This is a genomic window from Streptomyces sp. NPDC037401, assembly GCF_055602345.1.
In genome coordinates this window covers 57155-72325 of sequence record NZ_JBVJWO010000032.1, presented here as the reverse complement: position 1 = coordinate 72325, position 15171 = coordinate 57155, and the positions used below count along the sequence as shown (strand labels likewise).

At 73.0% G+C, this 15171-nt stretch carries 12 protein-coding genes; 7 read left to right on the top strand and 5 right to left on the bottom strand.

All coding sequences use genetic code 11. From position 1 onward, the window contains the following. Positions 1 to 41 precede the first annotated feature (41 nt). Both ACZ7H1_RS28760 and ACZ7H1_RS28755 read right to left on the bottom strand, forming a co-directional pair. Positions 42 to 3029 (bottom strand): bifunctional [glutamine synthetase] adenylyltransferase/[glutamine synthetase]-adenylyl-L-tyrosine phosphorylase, encoded by a 2988-nt coding sequence (locus ACZ7H1_RS28760; RefSeq protein ID WP_470790707.1) that lies wholly within the window; start codon positions 3027 to 3029, stop codon positions 42 to 44. A 199-nt stretch (positions 3030 to 3228) separates the two neighbouring features. Then, positions 3229 to 4950 (bottom strand): serine/threonine-protein kinase, encoded by a 1722-nt coding sequence (locus ACZ7H1_RS28755; protein WP_470790706.1) that lies wholly within the window; start codon positions 4948 to 4950, stop codon positions 3229 to 3231. 183 nt (positions 4951 to 5133) lie between these two features. On the opposite strand from ACZ7H1_RS28755, the gene ACZ7H1_RS28750 reads away from it, so the two are divergent. Next, complete coding sequence (locus tag ACZ7H1_RS28750; RefSeq protein ID WP_470790705.1) at positions 5134 to 5895, top strand: hypothetical protein; 762 nt, start codon at positions 5134 to 5136, stop codon at positions 5893 to 5895. A gap of 71 nt (positions 5896 to 5966) precedes the next feature. Here ACZ7H1_RS28750 and ACZ7H1_RS28745 read toward each other — a convergent pair whose 3' ends face one another. Then, on the bottom strand, positions 5967 to 7328 hold the full coding sequence (locus ACZ7H1_RS28745) for a glutamine synthetase family protein (RefSeq protein ID WP_470790704.1): 1362 nt from the start codon (positions 7326 to 7328) through the stop codon (positions 5967 to 5969). A 163-nt stretch (positions 7329 to 7491) separates the two neighbouring features. Here ACZ7H1_RS28745 and ACZ7H1_RS28740 point away from each other — a divergent pair, with 163 nt between their 5' ends. The 3 genes from ACZ7H1_RS28740 to ACZ7H1_RS28730 all read left to right on the top strand — a co-directional run bounded on the left by ACZ7H1_RS28740 (position 7492) and on the right by ACZ7H1_RS28730 (position 9339). Beyond that, a complete protein-coding gene (locus ACZ7H1_RS28740) occupies positions 7492 to 7929 on the top strand; it encodes a hypothetical protein (protein ID WP_470790703.1) in 438 nt (145 codons plus the stop codon). Positions 7930 to 7996: 67 nt separating this feature from the next. After that, a complete protein-coding gene (locus tag ACZ7H1_RS28735; protein ID WP_470790702.1) occupies positions 7997 to 8671 on the top strand; it encodes a DUF3105 domain-containing protein in 675 nt (224 codons plus the stop codon). Continuing rightward, complete coding sequence (locus ACZ7H1_RS28730) at positions 8668 to 9339, top strand: DUF305 domain-containing protein (protein WP_470790701.1); 672 nt, start codon at positions 8668 to 8670, stop codon at positions 9337 to 9339. Before ACZ7H1_RS28735 ends, ACZ7H1_RS28730 begins: the two co-directional genes overlap by 4 nt. 22 nt (positions 9340 to 9361) lie before the next feature. Here ACZ7H1_RS28730 and ACZ7H1_RS28725 read toward each other — a convergent pair whose 3' ends face one another. Further along, entirely contained in the window at positions 9362 to 10237 is an 876-nt protein-coding gene (locus tag ACZ7H1_RS28725) for an alpha/beta fold hydrolase (protein ID WP_470790700.1), read from the bottom strand. Next, on the bottom strand, positions 10234 to 10920 hold the full coding sequence (locus ACZ7H1_RS28720) for a DUF998 domain-containing protein (protein WP_470790699.1): 687 nt from the start codon (positions 10918 to 10920) through the stop codon (positions 10234 to 10236). The genes ACZ7H1_RS28725 and ACZ7H1_RS28720 overlap by 4 nt, the downstream gene beginning before the upstream one ends. A 72-nt stretch (positions 10921 to 10992) precedes the next feature. Here ACZ7H1_RS28720 and ACZ7H1_RS28715 point away from each other — a divergent pair, with 72 nt between their 5' ends. The 3 genes from ACZ7H1_RS28715 to ACZ7H1_RS28705 all read left to right on the top strand — a co-directional run bounded on the left by ACZ7H1_RS28715 (position 10993) and on the right by ACZ7H1_RS28705 (position 15068). Then, on the top strand, positions 10993 to 11484 hold the full coding sequence (locus tag ACZ7H1_RS28715) for a hypothetical protein (protein WP_470790698.1): 492 nt from the start codon (positions 10993 to 10995) through the stop codon (positions 11482 to 11484). A gap of 75 nt (positions 11485 to 11559) precedes the next feature. Then, positions 11560 to 13224 carry a multicopper oxidase family protein gene (locus ACZ7H1_RS28710; RefSeq protein ID WP_470790697.1) on the top strand — a complete coding sequence of 555 codons (1665 nt, stop codon included), beginning with the start codon at positions 11560 to 11562 and terminating at the stop codon, positions 13222 to 13224. 89 nt (positions 13225 to 13313) lie between these two features. Beyond that, complete coding sequence (locus ACZ7H1_RS28705) at positions 13314 to 15068, top strand: NAD+ synthase (RefSeq protein WP_470790696.1); 1755 nt, start codon at positions 13314 to 13316, stop codon at positions 15066 to 15068. Positions 15069 to 15171 lie beyond the last annotated feature (103 nt).

The following is a 15171-nucleotide window of genomic DNA, read 5'->3' as shown; positions in this document are numbered from 1 at the left end:
GCACACCGGCCCGGCGGCCGCCGTCGGGGGCCGCGGTGCGGCTACGCGCCGTAGAAGCGCTCTTCCACCACCGCGCGGGCGCGGCGGGTGATGCGGCGGTAGTCGTCGAGCACCTCGCCGACGCGGCCTTCGCCGTAGCCCAGGTAGCGGCCCACGGCTGCCAGCTCGCGCGCCTCGGACGGGAAGGTGTCGCCCGCGCGGCCGCGGACCAGCATCACGGCGTTGCGCACCTGCGTGGCCAGGACCCAGGCCTCGTCGAGGATCTGTGCGTCCTCCGTCGGCAGCAGGCCGGCCGCGTGGGCGGCGGCCAGCGCCCGGCGGGTGCGGGTGGTCCGCAGGCCGGGCTCGGCCCAGCCGTGCTGCATCTGGAGCAGCTGCACGGTCCACTCCACGTCGCTGAGTCCGCCGCGGCCCAGCTTGGCATGCAGGGTCGGGTCGGCGCCGCGCGGCAGCCGCTCCGACTCCATGCGGGCCTTGAGCCGGCGGATCTCGCGTACGGAGTCCTCGCCGAGCCCCTCCACCGGGTAGCGGAGCGGGTCGATCAGCTCGATGAAGCGGCGGCCCAGGTCCTCGTCGCCCGCCACGGGCTCGGCGCGCAGCAGGGCCTGGCTCTCCCAGCCCAGCGACCAGCGCCGGTAGTACGCGGCGTACGAGCCCAGGGTGCGCACCAGCGGGCCGCTGCGGCCCTCCGGGCGCAGGTCGGCGTCGATCAGCAGCGGCGGGTCGGCCGTGGGCAGCTGGAGCAGGCGGCGCATCTCGGCGATGACGGCCTGGGCGGCCTTCGCGGCTTCCTGTTCGTCCACGCCCTCGCGGGGCTCGTGGACGAAGAGGACGTCGGCGTCGGAGCCGTAGGACAGTTCGTGGCCGCCGAAGCGGCCCATGCCGATGACGGCGAAGCGGGTGGGCAGGGTGTCGCCCCACTGCGCGCGGACGGCGGCCCGCAGCGCCCCGGCGATGGTGGCCGCTGTGAGGTCGGAGACGGCGTCGCCGACCCGGTCGACGAGCGCGCCGCGGTCCTCCTCGGCGGGACTGTCCTCGGTCCCGTACGACGCGATGATGTCGGCCGCGCAGGTGCGGAACAGCTCGCGGCGGCGCACCCCGCGGGCGGCGGCGACGCCCGCCTCGGCGGTCTCGGCCCGGCCGACCGCCGCGAGCACTTCCTGTTCGAGCCCCTCGAAGCCGCGGGGGCGCAGTCCCTCCTGGTCGCCGAGCAGGGCGACGGCTTCCGGGGCGCGCATCAGCAGGTCGGGGGCGAGCCGCCCGGCGGACAGGACGCGGGCGAGGTTCTCGGCAGCCGCGCCCTCGTCGCGCAGCAGTCGCAGGTACCAGGGGGTCTTGCCGAGCGCGTCGGAGACCTTGCGGAAGTTCAGCAGACCGGCGTCCGGGTCGGCGGAGTCCGCGAACCAGCCGAGCATGACGGGCAGCAGGGTCCGCTGGATCGCGGCCTTGCGGGTCACGCCCGAGGCGAGGGCCTCCAGGTGGCGCAGGGCCGCGACCGGGTCGGCGTAGCCGAGGGCCTCGAGGCGCTGGCCGGCGGCGCGCGGGGAGAGCCGGGTCTCGCCGGGGGCGAGCTGGGCGACCGCGTCGAGCAGCGGCCGGTAGAACAGCTTCTCGTGCAGCCGCCGGACCACCGAGGCGTGCCGCCGCCAGGCCTTGTTGAGCTCGGCCACGGGCTCGGTGCGCAGGCCCAGCGAGCGGCCGAGGCGGCGCAGGTCGGCCTCGTCCTCGGGGACGAGGTGGGTGCGGCGCAGCCGGTAGAGCTGGATGCGGTGCTCCATGGCACGCAGGAAGCGGTACGCGTCGTTGAGCTGCGCGGCGTCGGCGCGGCCGACGTAGCCGCCCGCGGCGAGCGCGTGCAGGGCGTCGAGGGTGGTGCCGGAGTGCAGGGTGGCGTCGCTGCGGCCGTGGACGAGCTGGAGCAGCTGGACGGCGAACTCCACGTCGCGCAGGCCGCCGGGGCCGAGCTTCAGCTCGCGGTCGACCTGGGCGGCGGGGATGTTGTCCACGACGCGGCGGCGCATCTTCTGCACGTCGGGGACGAAGTTCTCGCGTTCGGCGGCCTGCCACACCAGGGGGCTTATGGCGTCGATGTAGGCGGTGCCCAGTTCCTCGTCGCCGGCCACGGCGCGGGCCTTGAGGAGCGCCTGGAACTCCCAGGTCTTGGCCCAGCGCTGGTAGTAGGCCAGGTGCGAGGAGAGGGTGCGGACCAGGGGGCCGTTGCGGCCCTCGGGGCGCAGGTTGGCGTCGACGGGCCAGATGGTGCCCTCGACGGTGGTCTCGGAGCAGATCCGCATGAGGTGGGAGGCGAGCCGGGTGGCGGCTTGGAGGGCCTTGCCCTCGTCGGCGCTCCCGGCCGCCTCCGCGACGAAGATGACGTCCACGTCGGAGACGTAGTTCAGCTCGTGGCCGCCGCACTTGCCCATCGCGATGACGGCCAGCCGGCACTGGGTCGCGTCGTCGGGCGCGGCGGCGCTCGCGATGCGCAGCGCGGCGCGCAGGGTGGCCGTGGCGAGGTCGGCCAGTTCGGCGGCGGTCTGCGCGACGTCGGTGGTGCCGCAGACGTCGCGGGCGGCGATCGAGAGCAGGCAGCGGCGGTAGGCGATGCGCAGGGCGACCGGCTCGCGGGCGTCGGCGAGGCCCGCTTCGAACTCCGCGAGGCCCGGGTGCAGGTCGGCGGCCTCGTACGTGACGAGGGCGCGCCAGTCCTGCGGGTGGCGGGCCAGGTGGTCGCCGAGCGCCTCGGAGGCGCCGAGCACGCCGAGGAGCCGGTCGCGCAGCGGCTTGGCGGTGACGAGCGTGGAGAGGAGGGCGGTCAGGCCGTCCGGATCCTGGGCCTCGGCGAGCCGGACCAGGCCGCGCAGGGCGAGGTCGGGGTCGGCGGTCGCGCCGAGTGCGTCGAGGAGGACCGGGTCGGTGCGTACGGAGGCCAGTTCGGGCACGTCCAGCAGCCGCCCGGCGGCCGACGGGTCCGTGAAGCCGTGCCGCAGCAGCCGGATGAACGTACTGCTCCTGCGTCCGGGGACCGTCATCCCGCCGCCTCCCCTTCCGGGCAGCCCCTGCCGGCCGCCCGCGCCAGATCCGGTTCCCGAGCCTATCCCGAGGTGTTCGCCGGGGTACGGGCGGCACGTCTGCGCCTCGGGGAGGGCCTCCACACCAGCGGTGAGTGGTTTGGGTGGATCGTTCAGTTCTGGACTGCCCTGAACTGGCGTGAACCGAGGCTGTCTTTGACTAGTCGGAGAGGCGGCTGCGCATCAGTTGCAGGGCGTCGGCGGCCTTCTTCCGAATGTCTGCCTGCTTCTCGGGCGGTCCGCCCAAGTAGGCCGAGATCGTGGTGTTCCCTGTCCGGCCGAGCAGCAACACGTACGGCACGTTCGCCTTGGTGCCGTCTTCGAAGGCGATCAGCCTGCTTTCCTCTGAGACCACCTCGTCGAAGCCGGTGAGTTGCGGGGCGACCGCTTCGCGCAGGTCGTCCCAGCGGGCTTTGCCCATGGTCTGGGTCGGGCAGCGATGGACCACGTCCCTGTACTCGGCGACGGATGCTCGCGCCGTGGCGTCGTCCACGTACACCGCCACTGCGGACGCGGCAACGAGGCCCTGTTCGTCATGGCGTGCTGTGCGTGAAACCGCGGCGAGCGTGCCCGCGCGCGCGGGTTTCTCGTACAGCTCGCAATTGGCTCGGACCGCGCTTTCCGGGGCCGGGTCCTGCTCGTACGGGTCATTGGGAACGAACCCCGGGCCCCAGTCCTCAGGTGTGAACGCCATCGCTGATGCGTTCCTGTGCGCCTCTTCGGCCGCGGCCGGGGTGTCCGGAGGGTCCCCTCCACCACCTCGAAGCAGCAGTACCAAGCCCAGCACGAGTACCACGGCCACCCCGGTGACGAGCCAGACAAGGCTTCGCCGAGAGCGCCGGCGGGATGGTTCGGGACCCGGAACCGGGGGGACAGGGGGGACCCAGTCCAAGAGTGTTTCCGGCTGTTCCGGCCGTTTCGGCTGTTGCGGGGGCGGCTCGGCCGTGATGGAGGCGAGCCACCGGGCGGCCTCCTCCCCTTCCATCCGCTGCGCGGGGTCCTTGGCCAGCAGCCCCTGCACGACCGGGGCCAGCTCCGCGGCCCGGAGCGACGGCGTGGGGTCTTCGAAGAGCAGAGCAGTCAGCGTGGCGGAGCCGGAGTCCCGGTCGAAGGGGCCGGTCCCCTCCACCGCGAAATACAGGGTGGCGCCGAGCGCGAACAGATCGGCGGCCGGGGTGGGCGGTTCGCCGCGGGCCCGTTCCGGCGCCATGTAGGAGGGGGTCCCGAGGATCACGTCGGTGGTGGTCTGACGCGGATCGCCGGAGCTCGGCTCCAGCGCGATGCCGTAGTCGGCCAGCAACACCCTGCCCCCCTCGGCATGCTGCCCGAGGTCCGGGCCGGGGCGTGTCAGGAGGACATTGGCCGGTTTGACGTCCCGGTGCAGGATGCCGAGCTTGTGGCCCTCCAGGAGGGCGTCCAGCACCGCCAGCCCGATCCGCGCGACCTCGCGGGGCGGCAGCGGCCCTCTCTCGCGCACCACGGCCTCCAGGTCGGTGGCGCCGGGGACGAACGCCATGACGATCCACGGCAGGCCGCCCTCCTCCACGATGTCGTGCACGGTGACCACATGGGGATGGTCACGCAGTCGCGCGGCATGGCGGGCCTCGCGGCGGGCCCGGGCGATCCGGCGGCTTACCTCGGATTCCGGGACGCCCGGCGGCAGGGCGATCTCCTTGAGGGCGACCTCGCACGCCAGTTCCTGGTCGTGGGCGAGCCACACACGGCCCATGCCTCCGGCGCCGAGCTGGTGCTTGAGCCGGTAGCGTCCGGCGATCACGCGCCCGGCCCCCTCGCTTGGTCCTGTCATGGCGCCGAAACCTTCCAGGATGGCCAGCAGGGTCCCCCGGCAACCGTTGAGAGCCCCCGTCCACAGGTATCGCATCCAGCTGATGGGCGGGCAAATCGGGCACGTCCGTTTGCCCGTGCCCACGCATGGCAGGAACAGGAACTTGGTAGTGAGATGGAAGGGCGAGACTCAGACGGTCACGGCCAGTTCCACGTGCGGCCGCCGCCCTCTCCGCCTCTCGGCATCGCAGCAGTCCGGTTCGTCAAACGAGGCCAGAAAATGACGGCACATAGAAATGCCGTACGTCAATCGATGGTGAAGCGGTCCGTCAGAACAGCGATCGCCGCCGTCATGACGACCACCGCTCTCTCGGTCGGGGTCGGCGCAGCAGCATCGCAAGACGACGCAGGCGCCGAAGCCAAACAGCCCATTACCTTTGAAGTCAGCTCCAAGGCCGGCTGGGTGCGAGCGCCCGTCTCGATCAATCCGGGGGAAGTCTACGGATACAGCGTCAGCGGTAGTTGGACCGTGGACCACCGGAACTTCCCCGAGGTCGGGCCTCACGGTTACGACGCAGCCACCGACGCCAAGATCTACCAAGCCTGCAAGGTGATCGACGACATGCCGTACGGGAGGCTTCTCGCCAAGTCCGATGCCGACGACACGCCCTATTCGGTCGGGCACGACGAAGGCCATTTCCGCGCTGACGGGAGAGGAATCTTCTACCGGATCAATGACGCCGACCAGTGCCTTGAGGACAATGCAGGGTCCGTTGTCATCCGTATCACTCCCGCTGCAGCCTCCACGCCTCCGTGGTGGGAGGAAGATACGGTCCGCAGGGCTGTCGAGTGCGCCGCGTCCGCGGCCGGCAGGGTGGTGAAGGACGAAGAAATCAATGTGGTAATCGATTCCCTGGAGGGCGTCCGCGGAGCGGAGAAGGCAAAGGGCAACCTTGCGGACGCTTTGATCCGTATCGGCTTGGCCAGGGTGCCGTACGGCGAATGCTTCGATCCCCTGTTCCATCCCCCCGTGGTCCGCTGAAATGACTCCGGGCCGGCGGTCGATGACCGCCGGCCCGGGGGTGTGCGCCCGGAAGCGCCTCTGATCTGGGGTTAGAGCACCGGGAGGTTCTTGCGCAGCTCGAAGGCCGTGACCTCCGAGCGGTACTCCTCCCACTCCTGCTTCTTGTTGCGGAGGAAGAAGTCGAAGACGTGCTCGCCCAGGGTCTCGGCGACCAGTTCGCTGCGTTCCATCAGGGCGATGGCCTCGCCCAGGTTCTGCGGGAGGGGCTCGATGCCCATCGCGCGGCGTTCGGCGTCGGAGAGGGCCCAGACGTCGTCGTCGGCGCCCGCAGGGAGTTCGTAGCCCTCCTCGATGCCCTTGAGGCCGGCGGCCAGCAGGACGGCGTAGGTGAGGTACGGGTTCGCGCCCGAGTCGATCGAGCGGACCTCGACGCGCGAGGAGCCCGTCTTGCCCGGCTTGTACATCGGGACGCGGATCAGGGCCGAGCGGTTGTTGTGGCCCCAGCAGATGTACGAGGGGGCCTCGCCGCCCGCGCCCGCGCTGCGGGACGAGCCGCCCCAGATGCGCTTGTAGGAGTTGACCCACTGGTTGGTGACGGCCGCGGTCTCGGCGGCGTGCCGGAGCAGGCCCGCGATGAAGGAACGGCCGACCTTGGAGAGCTGGTACTCGGCACCGGACTCGTAGAACGCGTTCCGGTCGCCCTCGAAGAGGGAGAGGTGGGTGTGCATGCCCGAGCCGGGGTACTCCGAGAACGGCTTGGGCATGAAGGTGGCCTGGACGCCCTGTTCCAGGGCGACCTGCTTCATGACCAGGCGGAAGGTCATGATGTTGTCGGCCGTGGAGAGCGCGTCGGCGTAGCGCAGGTCGATCTCCTGCTGGCCGGGGGCGCCCTCGTGGTGACTGAACTCCACCGAGATGCCCATGGATTCCAGCATGGTGATCGCCTGGCGGCGGAAGTCCATGCCGACGTTCTGCGGCGTGTGGTCGAAGTATCCGGAATTGTCCGCGGGCACCGGGCGGGTGCCGTCCAGCGGCTTGTCCTTCAGCAGGAAGAACTCGATCTCCGGGTGGGTGTAGAACGTGAAGCCCAGGTCGGAGGTCTTGGCCAGGATGCGCTTGAGGACGTAGCGGGGGTCGGCGAAGGACGGGGACCCGTCCGGCATCAGGATGTCGCAGAACATCCGCGCGGTGCCCGGGGCCTCGGCACGCCACGGCAGTATCTGGAAGGTCCCCGGGTCGGGCTTGGCGATCATGTCGGACTCGTAGACCCGGGCGAAGCCCTCGATCGCGGAGCCGTCGAAACCGATGCCCTCGTCGAACGCCTGCTCCAGCTCCGCGGGGGCGACGGCGACCGACTTCAGGAAGCCGAGCACATCGGTGAACCACAGGCGCACGAAGCGGATGTCGCGCTCCTCGAGCGTCCGGAGGACGAATTCCTGCTGCTTGTCCATGCCTTCATCCTCGCAGTTCAGACGGGTTGAACACCACCAGCCGGGCATCAGGGAGCCGACCCAGTATCGCGAACGGCGGTTTCGGCCACATTACGGGCCCCCTGAGAGCTGTGACACCCCCGCTCTGACCCCCGGGGCGCCGCGCGCATTACCATCTGCGGCCATGGGGGGCAGGGATCACTTCGGGCACGGGCGCGTCATGCGACCCGTCGCTCTGGTGTGCGCTCTGGGGACCCTGCTGGCGGCGATGATGCTGTGCAGCCGCGCGGGCGGCGCCCACGGCACGGCGCCGGTTCGGGCCGCCGCGGTCACCCACCCGGCCGTCACCCATCCCGCAGCCGCGGGCACGGCAGCCGCGCACTCCACGGGCGCCGCCGCCACGTCCCCGGGCCGCGCCGTGTACACCTGCCCGGGAGACCTGCCGGGCTGCTCCCGCCTGGCGCACCGGATCCCGGGCGTGCTGACCGTGCCGCCGTCGGCCGCGCTGGCCGCCGTACTGCCGGTCCGTTCGCCCCTCGCCCGTCCGGCCGGCCGGGTGCTGCCGCCGCAGCCGCAGGCGCGCGCCCCCGACCTGCACGTCCTTCAAGTGCTGCGGACGTGAGTCCCGGCACCGCACCGCCCGCGCTCACCCCCACCCCCTTTCGAGAAGGACAAGGACGCCAGCAGCCATGGCCGCCAAGAACGCCAAGAACGCCAAGACCTCCAACGGCGCGGACAACTCCCGCCAGGCCCGGATAGCCGAGATGCGCCGGGCCGAGCAGGCCCGCGACCGCCGCAACAAGATCATCGCGATCACCGCCTCGACGGTCGTCGTCGCGGGCCTCGTCGGTTTCGGCGGGTACGTGCTCAACAAGGAGTCGAACAAGAAGGACGCCGCGGCCGCGGCTGCCAAGAAGCCCGTGACGGGCGAGCAGACCTGGGACGCGAAGAAGCTCGGCCGCAACCACGTCGCCAAGGCCGTGTCGTACCCGATGAAGCCCCCGGTCGGCGGCGACCACCACCAGGTGTGGGCGAACTGCGACGGCGACGTCTACAAGAAGCCGCTCGCCAACGAGAACGCCGTCCACTCGCTGGAGCACGGCGCGGTCTGGGTCACGTACAACGACAAGGCGCCCGCCGCCGAGGTGGAGAAGCTCGAGGAGAAGGTCGGCAAGACCCCCTACACGCTGATGAGCCCGGTCAAGGACCAGGCCGGCGCGATCATGCTGAGCGCGTGGGGCAAGCAGGTCACCGTGGACAGCGCGAGCGACCCGCGGGTGAACCAGTTCTTCACCAAGTACGTGCAGGGCAAGCAGACCCCCGAGCCCGGCGCGGCGTGCACGGGCGGGATCGGCCCGCAGTGACCAGGGTGCACTGGGCGGCGGTCACCGCCGTCGTCCTCGCCCTGCTGTTCGCCGGAGCCGCCGCGGTCACCGCGAACGGCTCCGACCCGGCGGCGAAGCTCCCGGACGCGGCCTCGGCCGACGCGGGCTTCGCGCGGGACATGGCGGTGCACCACCAGCAGGCGGTGGAGATGTCCTTCATCGTCCGCGACCGCACCGGGGACGAGGACGTACGACGGCTCGCCTACGACATCGCCAACACCCAGGCGAACCAGCGCGGCATGCTGCTGGGCTGGCTGGACCTGTGGGGGCTGCCGAAGGTCGACGCGGGCCGGGAGCCCATGGCGTGGATGGGGCACGGCTCCTCCGCCTCTCCGGGCGGGGGCCACTCCGGCCACGGCGGGTCCGCGGCGCCGGCGCCCAAGCCGGGCGCGCTGATGCCGGGCATGGCCACCAAGGCCGAGCTGGCCGGACTCGGCAGGCTCGACGGCCGGGCGGCGGAGGTCCGCTACCTCCAGCTGATGACCGAGCACCACAAGGGCGGCGTCCAGATGGCCTGGGGCTGCGCGACCCGGTGCAGCACGCCGGTGGAACGCGAGCTCGCCCGCGGGATGGTCGCCGGGCAGCAGTCCGAGCTGGACCTGATGGCGAACATGCTCAAGGCACGCGGGGCCGCGCCGCGTCCGTGACACCGGCACCGGCACCGGCGTCCTAGGACGCCGCCGGATGCTCCAGGACCGCCCGTGCCACCTGGTGCGGGCGGTCCAGCATGAGCAGGTGGCCGGCCGGTTCGGCGACCTCGAAGCGGGCGGCCAGCCGGTCGGCCAGCGCGGCCTGGCGGGCCAGCCAGCGCAGTGCCCCGCGCCCGGAGCTCCCGTCGTGGCCCGCGAGGACCGTGGCGGGCGCGGTGAGCGGGTGGCGGCGGCGCAGCTCCAGCAGTTCGAGGGCGGTGTCGGGGTAGCGGGCGTTCTCCAGCAGCGCACCCTGCCAGACCCGGCCGGTGCGGTAGCAGCGGCGTACGAGCTCCCGCGGAGCGGGATCGCCGCCGCCGGTCCGGGAGGCCCGTACCGCCGCCCGGCGGGCGAGCGGGCCCAGGGCCGCCGGGAGCCCGGCGGCGGTGAGGGCCCGGCCCAGCACCCGGGCGGCGGTGGTGCGGACCGCCGGCAGCGGGGCGCGCGGGCTCTCCTCGACGCTGCCGTCCACGAGGACGAGGGCCGCGGTGCGGCCGGGGTACAGGCGGGCGAAGGCCTCGGCGTGGAACCCGGCGAGGGAGTGGCCGACGACCGTGACCGGTCCGGGCAGGGCGAGGGCGTCGAGCAGACCGGCGATCCGGTCCGCCTCGGCGGCGGCGCCGGTGGGGCCCGCGGCCGGGGCGCTGAGCCCGTGGCCGGGCCGGTCGAAGCGGACGACCGTACGGTACGGGGCGAGCAGCGGGACGACGGGGTCCCAGTCGTACCAGGCGAGGGCGAGCCCGGCGCTGAGCACGCAGACGGGGCCCGAGCCCTCGACGCGGACGTGCAGCGGTACGCCGTCCACCCGCACGAAGAGGTCCCGGCCGTCTCGCGCGCCGTACCGCGGGCCGGTCACGCCCGGCGTTCCTTCGCCACGGCGTAAGAGAGGAGCCCGAGCCAGAGCGCGACGAGGAGCACCTGGAGGCGCTGGCCGGCGCCGAGCGCCCACGTGCCGCGGCCCGCGCTGAACAGCGCGATGGCGGTCAGGGTCCAGGCGGTGGCGGCCAGTTCGAGCAGGACGAGGACCGGGCCGGTCCGGGCCAGCGGGGGCCACCAGCCGTAGCGGCGGGCGGCGACGGTCAGCGCCACGATGCCGAGCAGCGCCCCGCACATGGCGAGGCTGGAACTGATGGCGTGCGCCTGGTGGGTGGCCGGGACCAGGCCGGCGGTCTCGCGGGAGGCGCATTCGGGGTCGACGGTGGGCTTGCAGCTGAGCGGCAGCCAGGCGTCGGCGGCGGTGGCGGCGCCGAAGAGGGCGAGCCCGCTCCAGCCGGTCACGGACCAGGGGCGGCGCGCCTCGGGGAGCCGGGCGAGCCGGATCAGCGCGAGGACGGCGCCGGTGAAGACGAGGATCCCGGCGGTGAAGTCGGTGGCCCGGAACAGGCCGCCGAGGGGCTGGTCCTGGGCGGCGAGTTCGCTGACGTAGGTCTCGACGGGGTTGAGACCGGTGGACAGGACGACCTCGAGCACCCAGGCGGTGTACGCGGCCGCGCCCAGGCCGATGAAGGCGGCGACGGGCCGCGTACCAATCATGGACATAATGGGACTAATCCTACGCAGCGCAGGTGCCGCGCCCGTCAGCGCATACCCGCCCGGGGTAAGGTGCGGCCCATGACGCCCTCCGCCCCGCGAGCTGCCCGGTGGCCCCGGCTGCTGCTCCTCGCGGCGCTGCTGCTGGGGATCGTCACCATGCACACGCTGGGGCACCCGGCGGAGGCCCGTCCGGGTCCGGCCGGGCCTGCGGGGCATCCGGTCCACGCCCTCCAAGACGCACTCCCGGCCGGATCGGTTGCCCGCACGGCCGCACCCGCCTCCCACGGCGGTACGGGGCACGGCGGTACGGGGCACGCGGCTGCGGGACACGCCGGTCCGGACGCCGCTGCCGCCGCCGGTCCGCTGCCCGCCGGCGGTATGGACCCCATGTCGGTGTGCCTCGCCGTGCTCGCCGGGCTCACGCTGCTCGTGCTCGGCCGGGGGCTCGCCCGGCGGGCCCGGACCGGCCGCCGGGACGGCAGCCGGTCCGGGCCGTATCGGACCCCCGCCGGCCCGGATCCCCCACTGCCCCGCGCACTCCTCATCCGGCTGGCGGTACTGCGCGTATAGGCCGGGCCGTCCGGGGCGAAACATGCCCCGCAGACACGCCCAGCCATCCGCTCCACCAGACAACGAGGTGCACCCATGCGCTCTCTTCACACCGGACACACCGGACACGCCGGACACGCCGAACGGCCCGGACACCCCGGTCACACCCGCCGCACCCTGCTCGGCGCCGGACTCGCCGCCGCCGGCACCGGCCTGCTCTCCGCCTGCTCCGGCGGGTCCGGGACCGGTTCCGGGACCGGGTCCGGACACGGCTCCCACCAGCACGCCGGCGCCACCCCCGACGCCCCCGGCGGCTTCGTCCGGCCCGACGGTCCCGAGGTCGCCGCCGCCGAGGCCGCCCGCGGCGCCCGGGGCCCGGTCCGCGAGGTCCGGCTGACCGCCACCGCCACCCCCCTCGACCTCGGCGCCGGACTCACCGTCAAGTCCTGGGCCTACGGGGACGGGCTGCCCGGCCGGGAGGTCCGCGTCACCGCGGGCGACACCCTGGCGCTCACGCTCGCCAACAACCTCCCCCAGGCCACCTCCCTGCACTGGCACGGCCTGGCGCTGCGCAACGACATGGACGGCGTCCCCGGACTCACCCAGCAGGAGATCCGGCCCGGCGGTTCCTTCACGTACAAGTTCGCGGTGCCCGACCCGGGCACGTACTGGTTCCACCCGCACTCGGGCGTCCAGCTGGACCGCGGGCTGTACGCGCCCCTGATCGTCGAGGACCCCAAGGAGCCCCTGGCGTACGACAAGGAGTGGGTGGTCGTCCTCGACGACTGGGTCGACGGGGTCGACGGCTCCACCCCGGACGACGTGCTCGCCGAGCTGTCCAAGGGCATGGCCGGGGGCGGCCACGCCGGGCACGGCTCCGGCTCCGCCGCCCCGGCCACGCCCGGCGCGAGCGCCTCCGGCGGGCCCTCGCGGATGCTGACGGGCGCCTCCAGCGACGTGCTCGGCCCGGATGCCGGAGACGTCGCGTACCCGCACTACCTGATCAACGGCCGCACCCCGGAGGACCCGTCCGTCTTCACCGCCCGGCCCGGGGACCGGATCAGGCTGCGGATCGTCAACGCCGGCGGGGACACCGCCTTCCGGATCGCGCTCGGCGGGCACGAGATGACGGTCACCCACACCGACGGCTACCCGGTCGGCCACACCCGGACCGGCTCGCTCCTGCTGGGCATGGGCGAGCGGTACGACGTCCTGGTCACCGCCGGGGACGGGGTGTTCCCGCTGACCGCGCTCGCCGAGGGCAAGGACCGTACGGCGCTGGCCGTGCTGCGCACCGGCGGCGGCGCGGCCCCCACGGCCGCCACCCGGCCCGCCGAGCTGACCGCCCGGCGGCCGCTGACCGCCGATCAGCTCAAGGCCGCCCCCGGGGCGGCGCTGGCCGAACGGACCCCCGACCGCACGGTGAAGATCCGCCTGACGGGCGGGATGGCGAAGTACAACTGGGCCTTCGACGGCCGGCCGTACACGCCGGACCAGCGCCATCCGGTCCGGGCGGGCGAGCGGGTCCGGCTGGTCTTCAACAACGCGACGACCATGTGGCACCCGGTCCACCTGCACGGGCACACCTTCGCCCTCGCCCACACCGCGGGCGGCGCCCGCAAGGACACGGCGATCGTTCTGCCCAACGGCACCCTGACCGTGGACTTCGACGCCGACAACCCGGGCCTGTGGATGCTCCACTGCCACAACGTCTACCACGCGGAGGCCGGGATGATGACGGTCCTCGGCTACCTGGGCTAGGCCCTCGGGAGGCGCCCGACGGTGCGATGTCCCGGGTCCGGGCGTCCGGACCCAGGACATCGCGTCAGAAAGACGATTAGACTGGCCGCGTGCCTCAACTACGCCTCGCGCTGAATCAGATCGACTCGCACGTCGGCGACATCGCCGCGAACGCCGACTCGGTCGTCCACTGGACCCGGCACGCCGCCGAACAGGGCGCCCACCTGGTGGCGTTCCCCGAGATGGTGCTGACCGGATACCCCGTCGAGGACCTCGCCCTGCGCGAGTCCTTCGTCGAGGGCTCCCGCACCGCCTTGCGCTCCCTGGCCGCCCGGCTGGCCGCCGAGGGCCTCGGCGAAGTCCCCGTCGTCCTCGGCTACCTCGACCGCGCGGAGCAGGACGTGCCCCGGCTCGGGCGCCCGGCGGGCTCGCCGCTGAACGCCGCCGCCGTGCTCCACCGCGGCGGGATCGTGCTGCGCTTCGCCAAGCACCACCTTCCGAACTACGGCGTGTTCGACGAGTTCCGGTACTTCGTGCCCGGGGACACCCAGCCGGTGGTCCGGGTGCACGGCGTGGACGTGGCCCTCGCGATCTGCGAGGACCTGTGGCAGGACGGCGGCCGGGTGCCGGCGACCCGTTCCGCCGGGGCCGGTCTGCTGATCTCCCTCAACGCCTCGCCGTACGAGCGCAACAAGGACGACGTCCGCCTCGAACTGGTCCGCAAGCGGGCCCAGGAGGCCGGCTGCACCCTCGCGTACGTCGCGATGACGGGTGGTCAGGACGAGCTCGTCTTCGACGGGGACTCGATCGTCGTCGACCGGGACGGCGAGGTGATCGCGCGGGCCCCGCAGTTCTCCGAGGGCTGCGTCCTGCTCGACCTGGACCTGCCGGCCGCTCGGGCCGACGCCCCCGAGGGCGTGGTCGACGACGGCCTGCGGATCGACCGGGTGGTCCTCTCCGCCGAGCCGCTGCCGGCGTACGAACCCGAGGTCACCGGCGGCTACGCCGACCGGTTGGAGGACGTCGCCGAGATCTGGGAGGCCCTGGTCACGGGCCTGCGCGCGTACGTCCGCAAGAACGGCTTCCGGTCCGTCCTGGTCGGCCTGTCCGGCGGCATCGACTCCGCGCTGGTGGCCGCCCTCGCCTGCGACGCGCTCGGCCCGGCGCACGTGTACGGCGTCTCGATGCCCTCCCGCTACTCCTCGGACCACTCCCGGTCCGACGCGGCCGAGCTGGCCACGCGCACCGGGCTCAACTTCCGCACCGTGCCCATCGAGCCGATGTTCGACGCGTACATGGGCTCGCTCGGGCTCACGGGACTCGCCGAGGAGAACCTCCAGTCCCGGCTGCGCGGCACGATGCTGATGGCGGTCTCCAACCAGGAGGGCCACCTCGTGCTGGCCCCGGGCAACAAGTCCGAACTGGCCGTCGGCTACTCCACCCTCTACGGCGACTCCGTCGGCGCGTACGGGCCGATCAAGGACGTCTACAAGACGGACGTCTTCCGGCTCGCCCGCTGGCGCAACGACTCCGCCGCGGCGCGCGGCGAGGTCCCGCCGATCCCGGAGAACTCCATCGTGAAGCCGCCGAGCGCGGAACTGCGCCCGGGACAGGTCGACACGGACTCGCTGCCGGACTATCCGGTGCTCGACGCGATCCTGGAGCTGTACGTGGACCGGGACCGGGGCATGGAGCAGGTCGTGGCGGCCGGGTTCGACCGCGAGCTGGTCGCGCGGACCCTGCGGATGGTGGACACCGCGGAGTACAAGAGGCGGCAGTACCCGCCGGGCACGAAGATCTCCGCGAAGGGCTTCGGCAAGGACCGCCGCCTGCCGATCACCAACGGCTGGCGCGAGCGCGTGTAGCCGCACCGGGATGCCGGAAGGGGCCCAGGGGGGGGAGGGGGGGGGGGGGGGCCCTTCCCCGAGTTTTTTGCGCCCTACGCACAGCCCCGCGGGGCACAGGCTG